Here is a 13352-nt window from a genome sequence, read left to right as displayed (position 1 = left end):
TTGGTAAAATGATACACTACTCCTCATAAAAGTATTTTCTTTATTTATAACATCTAAAATTAAATAATCATAAAAGTATATTTAATTACTTTAAAATAGATAAATTCCATGAATATAAATAATAACTATATGATTCGTTTTTTTACTGGAAAACTCAGTGGTATGGTCTTTTCGCTAATACCCGGTCACTATCAAATTATTGTTGGTAGTGACCAATGTATTCAACAATGGTCTGAGCAACATGATAAAAATGATGATGATTTTATACAACTCTATGTACCTATTAATCAGCGAAATAAGCTGATTATTATTGACATTATCTTGCCTGAAGTGGATAACCAACGAGATAGTTTTGGCTATACTTTAAATGAACAAAATGAATCTATTAAATCATTTGAAGCTAAATTTAATTACCCGACTTTCTGGCAAAAAATACCACTATTTGCGATAAAGCGAGTCGATGAAGAATGGTGTGATGAGTGTGAGAATTTGTCTTATTTAAATGAGAAATCCGATAAGTCAAATAAAAATTACTTGATAAAAATAGGAGCTATTTTTTTATTGCTTGTTTTATTTTTATTCTGTTATTATGTGTTCTCTTATGAAGTCAATATTAATAAGAAATCTTTATTTCCTAATGAAGCTATTAATAACTCACTGCCATTTGATTGTGAACAATTTTTGAGTAAAAAAAATAATATAAAAAAAATTATTGATGAAATTAATAGATCGATTCCTAATACTGAATATTTTTATTTCCATATAATAAATTATAATAGTGTTTCTTTTATTTATAAAAACAAACAGACAAAGAAAATAATTGAAGAATTATTTAGCCAATATCAATTATGTCAATTTAATATGAATGCTATTTTATTATCTGATTTAATTGATTATGTGAATAATAAAATTTCAAATAAAGTAAAAAATTATAAATTATGGTTATCAGAAAAAGGATTAATAATTCAGTTGAGTGAAATGTTGACCGAAGATGAGATTTATCAATTGAAATTACAATTAAAATCTTATCAAGCTCAATTGGGAAAAAGTTTTTTTCAATTTCTATTACCTGAAGAACGGGAAATAGAATCAGAAAAAACGCAACTTAAAAGTACCAAGGGATATATTTTTGTTCAACCGGAGCACCGATACTTTCCCGCTGGTTAATTATTAACATTATTGGAAAGGAGATCCTTTATGGCAGTCAATGATAGTACTATCGGGGAAATACTTAAAGAGACTCAAGCAACATCTGATGAATATCAAAAAAGTATTAAAGATACTATTGAAAAATTGAAAAAAGATCCATCTAACTCAGCAGATTTGGCTGAATTTCAGGCAGCGATGGCGGCACATAGTGTTTTACTGAATTTCATGTCAACAACCATTAAAGCACACAAAGAGAATGCACAGACTATATTAGGTAATATGCGTTAAGGATAAATGATGAATATTAGTAGCATAAATAATATTTCTGTTCTGACTGAATCAGCAGAGGGTGGAGCGATGACGTTACAGCAAGCCATCAGTCAGCTATATCGACAACATAATCAAGTTGAACAGCAAGTTACTGATACATTACAAACAGGCGAGCTCTCTTCACTGCTTGCTATCCAGCAAACGACAAGTGATTATCAGGTTGAAATGTCATTGCTAAGTACATTAGCACGTAAAGCACTAACAACTGTTGAAACAGTTATAAAGGCGCAATAACAGTGACAATACTCTTTCGCCACCTATACTTTTTTATCACCATATCTCTTTTCACTTTTCTTTTATCAGGTTGTCATGATGAAGCGTTACTTAATTCGCTGAATCAACGTCAGGCAAATGAAGTACTGGCAGTTTTACAAAAGCATCAAATTATGGTCAGTAAAAGTGCACAAGGAAAAGGGCTCTATAAAATTAATGTGGCGAAAGAGGATTTGTCGGCTGCGGTACAGTTATTACAAGAATATCAATTACCTTCACCAGAACGGCTTGAGATCTCTCAATTATTTCCTGCTGATGCCTTAGTCAACTCGCCGCAAATTGAAAAAGCCAGATTAATTTCAGGTATTGAGCAGCGGCTTGAACAATCTTTAATGGCACTGGACATCATCGCTGATGCGCGGGTACACCTCAGTTACCCTATTGTAGTTAATAGCCGCAGTCAGACACCGATGAAAGCCTCTGTCATCGTATTTTATCATGATGAAAAGCAAGATATTGATGAATTTAAAATGGGTATAAAAGCATTTATTAAAAATGCGATTAGTGAATTGGAACCTCAATATATTACGGTATTTTTAATTCATAAAATATCACCACCAATTTCTTCTCAGCCGAAAAAAAATACATCAGGTGAGGGATATTATTTTTATATATTATTGCTTTTTATCTTAATTATCGGTGCTGGGCTAATATATTGGGCAATTAAACGTAAAAAGCTCGCGCAATCAATAATAAAATCTCAACAGCAATGAAACAGCAAACTTTTAATTTGATAAAAACAATAATGTATCAACCTGCCAGTTATATTCATCACTCATTTGGCTACCCACCATATGATAAGCTAACAATGGTTGAAAAACGGATATATGACCAACAGGTAATGATGCACTTTCAATTGCCAACCAAGGTCGATTTTGAATTTGCTGATAACTTACACGTACAGTTATATATTAATTATTGGTCTAGGCTACCAATAGCAGCTTTATACTTAGGTGGATTATATCAATCATCACAGCTGATGATCGCCAATCAACTCAAACAGTTACCAGAGCCATTCAGTCAATTTTTATCCTGGGCTAAGTTACTGTTACCGCCACAAAAACAACAAATTATCCCGATAACTGCCACGTCCTATTCACAAGATGAACTAACAAAGTTCGGCATGTGGGCAATGAAACCATTAATTGAAAAATGCTCTTTGGCATTAGCTGCTCGTTTTAGTCTACTGTTTAATAAAAATTATCCACAGTGGCAACTTGCTACTGTTTTACCGATTAATTACTCATTATTAAAAACAACGCTCAATTATGTTCCCTACACGACCTGAAAAATTATTGACTCAAGCGATAGATAATGTCTTGATCCGCGCTAAGTCCAAACAGAGCTATGATTATCATCAACTACTGATAAGCCAGGCCAAAAAACAGGCGAAGAAAATAATTATTGCTGCGCAAGCAGAAAAAGAACAAATATTTAGCCAGGCTAAAATCCACGGTTATTGCCAAGGGATCAGCCAGACATCTACTGCGCTTGCCTTATTTATTCAGGCATACCAAACCATCAACCACAACCTTTATAACGATATAATTAAACAAATAGAGCAAACATTAATTCAATTTCTATTAACAGAATCGGTGATTGAGCAGCTACTGGGTAATTTAGTGGCCAAAGTTGACCTCCAGCAGCAAAGCAAAATTTACCTACCGGAAAAGCTGGCAACCACATTATCTGAGCATTGGTCAGACAAATTTAGCAATATCAAACTCACTAGCCACCAACAAAATTATATAATGCTAGAAATGGGTATGGGTAATGAAATTCTTTACTTCTCGCCGGAAAAAAGTGTTACCGAGATGATGAAAAGTATCATTGCAGATAAACAGATCGCCGCCAGCAACCAGCAACAAATAGCCTGCATCACTGAACTGAAAGAAAACTTCGTTAAAACGCTACAACAACGGTTTGAGCACTATCTGACAGCCAGCAACCAAAGCTTGCCTGAAGCAGATAGATGATTGCTTTTTAAGCACTTAACGTCATTGGTGAACAATAACAGTTGCGCCTGACGAGATGACAAGTATAATAGCGCCGTTTTCCGCGATTCTCCCTCAATGCCGAAGTGGCGAAATCGGTAGACGCAGTTGATTCAAAATCAACCGCCTTCGGGTGTGCCGGTTCGAGTCCGGCCTTCGGCACCATAAAACATTTCTGAACATCAGGTGATGTCTTTTTTTGTGTTTGGAATCCTAGTCTTACCAGACGTTCAATCGATTATAACCCCCCAAAATATGGCCGATTCATCTCAGCAGCTAAACAAAGAGATAGAGACCAGCACTGAAACTTAAACGCTTAGCTGAATTTTTATAGCGAATTGATAGCGATATAAGCATGCGTGCTAACCTCACTGGTTGTCAGACTCACTTTATGATTATTTATTTGTTCCATTCTCACGGGGAAGCATTCGATTTTGATAGTGTAAGGTGGAGGATTTTTGCTTAAACTCTATACATGCGGCTTATATTTATAAAGTTGTGCATATAGAGGAAAGTCGACTAATTGTGCAATGGTGCGTAGGCAAATAGGGAGAAGTATAGGGACGAGTGGGTTTGGGAAGTGATACAAGATGTATGATGATATTGCTGACTTGGAGAAAGACTTAAGCTAGTCAAAATGAAAGCATAGTTATCTTTACTGATATTAGTAGATGGTTATGCTGCATAGTTTATTATTTTTTTATGATAGGATTACCCCTAATAAATTTAATTAGTCTAGATTCGTTCAAATATTCCACCTTATATAAATAATATTGCTAATCAGTGACGCGGATAGGATTAATCGATAACGCCATAAATTCAAGAAGAATTGTATATCTAAAGTATTAAACTTTTTTTGATCAGATACTTAATAACATGTTTAAAACGTATTAAAACAGGAATAACACTATGACAAGTACCCAACAACGCGCTGAACTACAGCGTCAAATTTGGCAGATTGCTAACGATGTTAGAGGCTCAGTGGATGGCTGGGACTTTAAACAGTATGTGTTAGGTACACTGTTTTATCGTTTTATTAGTGAAAACTTTGCCAGTTACATTGAAGGTGATGATGAAAGTATCCACTATGCTGAGCTTTCGGATAATGTGATCACCACCGATATTAAAGACGATGCCATTAAAACCAAGGGCTATTTTATTTACCCAAGCCAGCTGTTTACTAACATTGCCGCAGATGCTAATAATAATGAGAATTTAAATACCGATTTAGCTGCCATATTTGCCGCTATTGAAAGCTCAGCGAATGGCTATCCATCTGAACTCGATATTAAAGGCCTTTTTGCTGATTTTGACACTACTAGTAACCGCTTAGGTAATACTGTTAAAGATAAAAATATTCGTTTGGCAGCTGTATTAAGAGGTGTGGCAGGACTGAGATTTGGTCAGTTTGAAAGTAACCAAATCGACCTGTTTGGCGATGCTTACGAGTTTTTAATCTCAAACTATGCCGCCAATGCTGGTAAGTCAGGCGGCGAATTTTTCACCCCGCAACACGTCTCTAAGCTGATTGCCCAACTGGCTATGCATGGTCAAAAGAGCGTGAATAAAATATATGACCCAGCCGCAGGTTCAGGTTCATTATTATTGCAAGCCAAGAAACACTTTGACGACCATATTATTGAAGACGGCTTTTTTGGCCAAGAGATCAACCATACCACCTTTAACCTTGCCCGTATGAATATGTTTTTACATAACATTAACTACGATAAATTTAATATTGCATTAGGCAACACCTTAACCGAACCGCATTTTGTTGATGACAAACCCTTTGATGCGATTGTCTCTAATCCGCCCTATTCAGTGAAATGGATTGGTAGCGATGATCCAACGTTGATTAATGATGAACGTTTTGCCCCGGCAGGCGTGTTAGCACCAAAATCCAAAGCTGATTTTGCCTTTGTACTCCATGCATTAAGCTATCTATCTAGCAAAGGGCGTGCAGCGATTGTTTGCTTCCCAGGTATTTTTTACCGTGGCGGTGCTGAGCAGAAAATTCGCCAATATTTGGTGGATAATAACTATATAGAAACCGTTATCTCATTAGCGCCTAACCTGTTTTTTGGCACGACCATTGCTGTTAACATCCTTGTGTTATCTAAACATAAAACTGACACCTCCACTCAATTTATCGACGCCAGCAGTCTGTTTAAAAAAGAAACCAATAACAATGTTCTTACCGACGCGCACATTAAACAAATTATGCAAGCGTTTGGTAGTAAGGAAGATATTGAACATTTTGCTAAATCGGTTAGTTTTGAATCTATTGCTGAGAATAACTACAATCTGTCGGTCAGCAGCTATGTAGAAGCCAAAGACAACCGCGAAGTGATCGATATTACTAAGCTGAATATGGAATTAAAAACCACAGTTGCGAAAATCGACCGGCTTCGTGCTGATATTGATGCCATAGTGGCCGAAATTGAGGGCGTGGAGATTAAGGGATGAGTAATATGAGCTTTATGGAGAAACTGCTTAATGGGGTTGAGGTGGATTATCTACTATTAGGGAATGTTACGCATTACGAACAGCCAAGCAAATATCTAGTAAAATCGGAAAACTACAATGATGAATTTCACGTACCTGTTTTGACTGCGGGCAAAACTTTCATTCTTGGTTACACAGCTGAAACTAGCGGAATATATAAGGCTTCTGAAAATCCTGTAATAATCTTTGACGACTTTACAGCAGCTAACAAATGGGTTAATTTTGATTTTAAAGCTAAGTCATCTGCAATGAAGATGATTACATCAAGTGATGAGAATAAGGTTTTACTAAAATATATTTTCTATTGGTTGAATACCTTACCCAGCGAATTAGTTGAAGGTGATCATAAGCGGCAATGGATTAGTAACTTTTCCAATAAAAAAATTCCTATCCCACCATTTCATATTCAAGCGAAAATCGTCCGCATTTTGGATACCTTCACCGAGCTTACCGCACGCAAAAAACAATACAACTACTATCGCGATCAATTATTAAATATTGAAGAAGGTGAAGTGGAATGGAAGACGTTGGGAGAAGTTACTTTATCTACAAGCAATATTCGTTGGCGAGATGCGAACCGATCATACCGTTACATTGATTTGACATCTGTTAGCCGTGAAAATAAATCAATCATCGAAACATCTGAAATTACAGCTAAGAATGCACCAAGCAGGGCACAGAAGCTTATTGAAAAAGATGATGTTATTTTCGCAACAACTCGCCCCATTCAACAACGACTTAGTTTGATTAATGATGAATACTCGGGTGAGGTAGCTAGTACAGGTTATTGTGTTTTAAGAGCTAAAAACGATGAAGTTTTACCAAAATGGATTTATTACTATATCTCTTCAACATTATTTAAACATTACGTTGAAGAAAATCAAAGTGGTTCGGCTTACCCAGCAATTTCTGATGTTAAAGTGAAAGCATTTAAATTTCCTATTCCCTCTCTTGCCGAACAAGAGCGCATTATTGCTATCCTAGACAAATTCGACGCTCTAACCAACTCTATCATTGAAGGCTTACCTAGCGAAATTGAATTACGTCTAAAGCAGTATGAGTATTATCGTGACTTAATGTTGAGTTTTTCCAAAAAAAAACAGTAGATTGAAAATATGAACAATTCGTTAATGGATATTGCGCAACAATTAAGAAGTACGAGACATACAACAAGGGCTATAGCTGAAAAAACTAAAGCTGTAACAGTTCAACTTATTTATGCATTTAATAGCTCAGGAAAAACTCGTCTTTCGCGGCAGTTTAAACAGCTAATAGCCCCTAATCAAGATAATAATGACGAGGCTGATGGTGCAGAACAATCAGAATTATCTTGCCCAAAAATCCTATATTACAACGCCTTTACTGAAGATTTATTTTATTGGGATAATGATTTAGAGCGATATGCTGAACCTAAACTCAAAATCCAGCCAAATTCGTTTACGAATTGGGTGCTGAAAGAGCAGGGCCAAGATCGAAATATTATTACTAATTTTCAGCGCTATACCGATCAATACTTGACTCCGTGTTTTAGTGAGGACTTTACGGAAGTTACTTTTTCCTTTGAGAATGGTAATGAAGAGAATTCAGACAAGCTGAAAATATCTAAAGGTGAAGAAAGCAACTTTGTCTGGAGTATTTTTTATACTTTACTGGATCAAGTCATTAACATTTTAAATGTCGTTGAATCCAGCGAACGTGAAACGAATCAGTTTAACCAATTAGAATGGATTTTTATTGATGGCCCTGTCAGTTCATTAGATGAAAATCACTTAATCGAGTTGGCTGTGGATTTAGCGCAACTAATTAAATCAAGTAAATCAGAGCTTAAATTTATCATCACGACACATAATCCACTTTTTTATAATGTGTTACATAATGAATTGAAAAAAGCGAAGAAATATGTGTTGAAGAAAAATGATGATGGTAGCTATGTTTTACGTAACCAGCCAAGTGACTCACCATTTTCATATCATCTTTATCTTAAAGTTGAGCTTGAAAAGGCAATCGAAACAGGACAATTACGTAAATATCATTATAATTTTCTTCGCAATTTTTTAGATAAAACCTCCACATTTCTTGGTTATGAAAAATGGGGAGATTTATTACCTGAAAATGATAGTGGAGGAGCTAATCCGTATGAAACACGTATTATTAATATTAATAGTCACTCAAAGCACGCAAATGAAGAAGTAATTGAACTGAAAGACGATGATAAGCGCGTCTTAGGCTACTTATTGAAAGAAATCAAAACAAAGTATGGCTTCAAGTAGAACTTTAACTAAGAGTGAAAATTTTTGCAGGTAATTAAATGACTGAATATAAACCCATTGCAGAATCAAATAATTTTATTGTATTGGATAAATATACCAAATGCTTGCAGAGAAGCGAAGCCTACCAAAGTGAATGGGATTTGGAGCGAGAATTTATTCAAGATTTACAAAACCAAGGCTATGATTACTTGGCAGATTTAAAATCGCCAGAAAAAATGCTGGCCAATGTGCGAATACAGTTGCAAAATTTGAATAATGTTAGGTTTTTAGACGGTGAATGGTTACGCTTTGTTGAACAATATTTAGATAAACCTAATGATAATATTATCGATAAAACGCGTAAAATTTATAGTGATTATATTTATGATTTTGTCTTTGATGATGGGCATATCGAAAATATTTATTTACTGGATAAGAAAAATATTGCACGTAATAAGGTGCAGGTGATTAAGCAATTTGAGCAAATTGGAACACAAACAAATCGCTATGATGTCACTATTTTGGTTAATGGTTTGCCCTTAGTACAAATCGAGCTCAAAAAACGTGGTGTTGCCATTCGTGAAGCCTTTAACCAAGTACATCGCTATAGTAAAGAAAGTTTTAATAGCGAGAACTCTTTGTTTAAATATTTACAACTATTCGTAGTGTCTAATGGTACAGACGCGCGCTATTTTGCTAATACCACCAAGCGAGATAAGAACAGCTTTGACTTTACCATGAATTGGGCGAAGTCTGATAATATGCTGATTAAAGACCTAAAAGATTTTACGGCTACGTTTTTTCAGAAAAATACTTTATTAAATGTGTTAATTCATTATTCAGTATTTGACGTAAGCAACACCTTGTTAGTTATGCGCCCTTACCAAATAGCAGCTACTGAGCGTATTTTATGGAAAATTAAAAATGCCTATCAAGCTAAAAATTGGAGTAATACCGAGAGCGGTGGCTATATTTGGCATACCACAGGTTCAGGTAAAACCTTAACTAGCTTTAAAGCAGCGCGTCTAGCCACAGAGCTGGATTTTATCGATAAAGTGTTTTTTGTGGTTGACCGTAAAGATCTCGATTATCAAACCATGAAAGAATATCAGCGTTTTTCGCCAGATAGTGTTAATGGATCAGATAGCACCGCAGGGTTAAAACGCAATCTGGCGAAAGAAGACAATAAAATCATTGTTACGACCATTCAAAAACTTAATAACTTAATCAAGAGCGAAAGCGACTTGCCTATTTACAACAAGCAAGTAGTATTCATTTTTGATGAAGCCCATCGTAGCCAGTTTGGTGAAGCACAAAAAAACTTAAAGAAAAAATTTAAACGGTATTACCAGTTTGGTTTTACCGGTACACCAATTTTTCCACAAAATGCTTTGGGTGCAGAAACCACTGGTAGTGTATTTGGTAGAGAGTTGCATTCTTATGTGATAACTGATGCCATTCGCGATGAAAAAGTGTTGAAGTTTAAAGTTGATTACAATGATGTACGACCTCAATTTAAGTCAATTGAGACGGAACAAGATGAGAAAAAATTAACAGCGGCAGAAAACCAACAGGCATTTTTGCACCCTGTGCGTATTCGTGAAATTTCCCAGTATATTTTAAATCACTTCAGGCAAAAAACCCATCGTCTGCAAGCTGGGGGTATGGGCTTTAATGCCATGTTTGCCGTCAATAGTGTGGATGCTGCTAAGGCTTACTACCAAGCGTTTAAGGACTTGCAAAATAGGAATGATAAAAGCCAAACGAGCAGCAAATCACTTAAGATCGCCACGATTTTCTCTTTTGCTGCCAATGAAGAGCAAGATGCTGTGGGTGAAATTCTTGATGAAAGCTTTGACTCCACCGCAATGGATAATAGTGCCAAAGAGTTTTTAAGTCGTGCGATCGATGATTATAACAAGGAATTTAGAACGAATTTTGGTGTAAATAGCAATGGATTTCAAAATTATTACCGTGACCTTGCAAAACGAGTTAAAACTCAAGAAGTGGATTTATTGATTGTTGTAGGTATGTTTTTAACAGTCTTTGATGCTCCGACTTTGAATACATTATTTGTAGATAAAAATCTACGTTATCACGGCTTAATACAAGCCTATTCACGTACCAATCGTATTTATGATGCTACAAAGACCTTTGGTAATATTGTCACCTTCCGCAACTTAGAACAGGCTACGGTTGATGCTATTACCTTATTTGGTGATAAAAACACGAAAAATGTCGTTTTAGAAAAAAGTTACAAAGAATACATGGAAGGCTTTACTGATTTAGTCACCGGCGAAGCCCGCCGCGGATTTTTGGAAGTAGTGACTGAATTACAAAGACGTTTCCCAAATCCTGCTGAAATTGTCAAAGAGCGGGATAAAAAAGACTTTGCTAAATTATTTGGTGAATATTTACGGGCAGAGAATGTGCTGCAAAACTACGATGAATTTGCAGGATTGAAAGCTTTACAGCATGTAGATAAGTGCGACCCTGAAACGGTCGAGAAATTTAAAGCTAAATACTACTTAAGCGATGAAGATATCGCGGCAATGCAAGCGATTGAGATGCCAACAGAACGGATTATTCAAGATTATCGCTCAACTTATAATGATACGCGCGATTGGCTGTGCCGTGAGAAGTCGTCCAATGAGAAAGAAAAATCTACTATTGACTGGGACGATGTGGTTTTTGAAATTGACTTACTTAAATCGCAAGAAATTAATCTCGATTACATTCTTGAATTGATTTTTGAAAATAATAAAAAGAATAAAAATAAAGCAGAGTTGATTGAAGAAGTGCGTCGTTTGATACGTGCTAGCCTTGGAAATCGTGCCAAAGAGAGTTTAGTCGTTGATTTTATAAACCAAACGAATTTAGACGAGGTTGTTGATAAAGCAAACATTATTGATGAATTTTTTAAATTTGCGCAAGCTGAACAAAAGCGTGAAGCAGAAGAATTAATTAACTCTGAAAACTTAAATGAAGAGGCGGCCAAACGCTACATCATAGCATCGTTAAAACGAGAATATGCTAGTGAAAATGGCACTGAGCTAAATTCAACTCTGCCAAAAATGAGTCCGCTTAATCCACAATACAAAATGAAAAAACAGCGTGTTTTTCAAAAAATCGCTGCGTTTGTTGAGAAGTTTAAGGGTGTCGGAGGACATATTTAATCAATGGAATCTCTTGATTAATTTAGGTCAGTCAGCAGGTCAGTCAGGGGACGAATATTGTTGCGTATCCAAATCAATTAGGAAGAAAGATAATGGTTACATTTGATAAACTCATGCTACCGATAATGAAAGCGCTGGTGAACCTTGGTGGTTCAGGTAGCATCGATGAAATCTACGAAAAAGTGGTCGAACTAGAAAAATTTGATGAAAAGATGCTTGCTATTTTACACAACCCCGAAAAAAGCAGCCAGACAGAAATTGGTTATCGCTTGGCTTGGGCGCGAACATATCTTAAGAAAGCAGGTTACCTTGATAATTCATCGCGAGGAGTATGGGCATTAACGGATAAAATGAAGCAAGCTTCAGAAATTGATAGTCGTGAGATTGTAAATTTTGTTCGTTCAATGGAGCGAAAAAATATTCAAGGCAATACTGATTCCTATAACTTTGTATTATCTGTTGATGACTCGCCAGAGGAAATACTCGCTTGGCGAGAAAAATTGCATCATGTTTTGATTGAAAAGATGAGCCCGGATGCTTTTGAAAGGCTTACGCAAAGGCTCCTGCGCGAATCAGGTTTTATCCATGTCGAGGTTACGGGGCGAACGGGTGATGGTGGCATTGATGGTAAAGGCATCGCTCGTATCAATGGGCTGATGAGTTTTCATATTGCCTTTCAGTGTAAGAAATACAAGGGATCCGTTGGTGTGCCAGAAATACGAGATTTCCGGGGGTGCAACTGCTGGACGCGCCGATAGGGGCATGTTTATTACAACGGGAAATTTCACTAAGGCTGCAATTGAAGAAGCAAATCGTGATGGTATGGCTCCAATAGATTTGGTTGATGGTGACCAGCTAGCAGACAAATTAAAGGAGTTGTGTTTAGGAGTTAAAACTGAGCTCGTTGAAAAAGTGATTATTGATCCGGACTGGTTTTTAAACCTCTAGACCAAGCAAGTTAAGTTATCATATTCACAAGCAGGTTATAAATAAACAGTAGATCGATATTACCGACCTTAAAATTTTCCATCCACTCTTCACGTTCCTATTTTGTCTCCACATCATGTAGGTTCAGACCGGGACTTTTGATGTCTACTTTTGCTATTTTTTGTGGAAAGATAGACTATCTCAAGTTCAGTGGCGTGAGCAATGGAGAATTCCTTATCTGTTTTTGTTGGTGTTTCAGCATACTACGCATTGAGAGAACAAACATTTTTTGCCTGTTCTGAACTGTCGCAAATTACCATGCCATTAATAGTATCATCATTTAGTGCATTTTGATTTTTGGCAAAGTCAGTGATGCTATAATCCAACGTGGGTTTTCCCTAATATCAATTTTATCGAAATATGTTACCTTTTTTCGTTATAAGAATCGAATATTTAAGTTAATATGATATTTTTTCATATCAATTTAAATTTTTATCTTGTATATAAAGTATATACTTGAACGGCAAATTCTTTATTTAACTTTTCTATCAACCAAAAAACACATACTCATCCATAATCCAAGTCAATCTAAAGTAGCCGGTTTAGCTTCCAATCAGCCTTGCCACCAACTGCTATTCAATTATCATTTTCAATCTATTAGGCCAATTGGCTAATGGGAAGTTTAGCGGCAAATTATGCCAATGTAGCTGCATCAGCTTAGTGGGTTAATTAAAAGCGCTAAAGACAAT

Annotated in this window: 11 protein-coding genes, 1 tRNA gene and 1 pseudogene; 12 read left to right on the top strand and 1 reads right to left on the bottom strand. The window is 35.9% G+C overall.

The features are described 5' to 3' along the window. The first annotated feature begins 108 nt into the window (after positions 1-108). The 12 genes and pseudogenes from WH390_RS10295 to WH390_RS10240 all read left to right on the top strand — a co-directional run bounded on the left by WH390_RS10295 (position 109) and on the right by WH390_RS10240 (position 12624). Positions 109-1167, top strand: coding sequence for a hypothetical protein (locus WH390_RS10295; protein ID WP_032114432.1), 1059 nt, complete (start codon positions 109-111; stop codon positions 1165-1167). 30 nt (positions 1168-1197) lie between these two features. Further along, the gene (locus WH390_RS10290) at positions 1198-1437 is read left to right on the top strand and encodes an EscF/YscF/HrpA family type III secretion system needle major subunit (RefSeq protein WP_032114433.1); all 240 of its coding nucleotides are present in this window, start codon (positions 1198-1200) and stop codon (positions 1435-1437) included. A gap of 9 nt (positions 1438-1446) precedes the next feature. Next, complete coding sequence (gene sctI, locus WH390_RS10285; RefSeq protein WP_032114434.1) at positions 1447-1713, top strand: type III secretion system inner rod subunit SctI; 267 nt, start codon at positions 1447-1449, stop codon at positions 1711-1713. 2 nt (positions 1714-1715) lie between these two features. Then, positions 1716-2465: a type III secretion system inner membrane ring lipoprotein SctJ gene (gene sctJ / locus WH390_RS10280; RefSeq protein ID WP_052044777.1), complete on the top strand. Its 750-nt coding sequence runs from the start codon at positions 1716-1718 to the stop codon at positions 2463-2465. Positions 2466-2482: 17 nt separating this feature from the next. After that, on the top strand, positions 2483-3040 hold the full coding sequence (locus tag WH390_RS10275) for a hypothetical protein (protein ID WP_187290924.1): 558 nt from the start codon (positions 2483-2485) through the stop codon (positions 3038-3040). Beyond that, positions 3021-3728, top strand: a complete 708-nt coding sequence (locus tag WH390_RS10270; protein ID WP_032114436.1) for a hypothetical protein — start codon at positions 3021-3023, stop codon at positions 3726-3728. Before WH390_RS10275 ends, WH390_RS10270 begins: the two co-directional genes overlap by 20 nt. Before the next feature lie 98 nt (positions 3729-3826). Beyond that, positions 3827-3911: transfer RNA gene (locus WH390_RS10265), tRNA-Leu, on the top strand. A 744-nt stretch (positions 3912-4655) separates the two neighbouring features. Next, a complete protein-coding gene (locus WH390_RS10260) occupies positions 4656-6212 on the top strand; it encodes a type I restriction-modification system subunit M (RefSeq protein ID WP_032114437.1) in 1557 nt (518 codons plus the stop codon). Next, on the top strand, positions 6209-7357 hold the full coding sequence (locus WH390_RS10255) for a restriction endonuclease subunit S (RefSeq protein ID WP_032114438.1): 1149 nt from the start codon (positions 6209-6211) through the stop codon (positions 7355-7357). The genes WH390_RS10260 and WH390_RS10255 overlap by 4 nt, the downstream gene beginning before the upstream one ends. Positions 7358-7366: 9 nt before the next feature. After that, positions 7367-8521, top strand: a complete 1155-nt coding sequence (locus WH390_RS10250) for an AAA family ATPase (protein WP_032114439.1) — start codon at positions 7367-7369, stop codon at positions 8519-8521. Between the two features lie 38 nt (positions 8522-8559). Beyond that, positions 8560-11676 carry an HsdR family type I site-specific deoxyribonuclease gene (locus WH390_RS10245; RefSeq protein WP_032114440.1) on the top strand — a complete coding sequence of 1039 codons (3117 nt, stop codon included), beginning with the start codon at positions 8560-8562 and terminating at the stop codon, positions 11674-11676. 92 nt (positions 11677-11768) lie between these two features. Beyond that, a pseudogene (locus tag WH390_RS10240) lies at positions 11769-12624 on the top strand (restriction endonuclease). A 242-nt stretch (positions 12625-12866) separates the two neighbouring features. Here the strand turns inward: WH390_RS10240 and WH390_RS10235 are convergent. After that, complete coding sequence (locus WH390_RS10235) at positions 12867-12989, bottom strand: hypothetical protein (RefSeq protein ID WP_406850574.1); 123 nt, start codon at positions 12987-12989, stop codon at positions 12867-12869. Between the last annotated feature and the right edge of the window lie 363 nt (positions 12990-13352).

This window comes from Candidatus Arsenophonus nilaparvatae (genome assembly GCF_045346035.1).
In the GTDB taxonomy this organism is placed as follows: Bacteria; Pseudomonadota; Gammaproteobacteria; order Enterobacterales; family Enterobacteriaceae; genus Arsenophonus; species Arsenophonus nilaparvatae.
The sequence above is the reverse complement of the archived record's forward strand: the minus strand, read 5'-3'. Positions and strand labels throughout refer to the sequence as shown.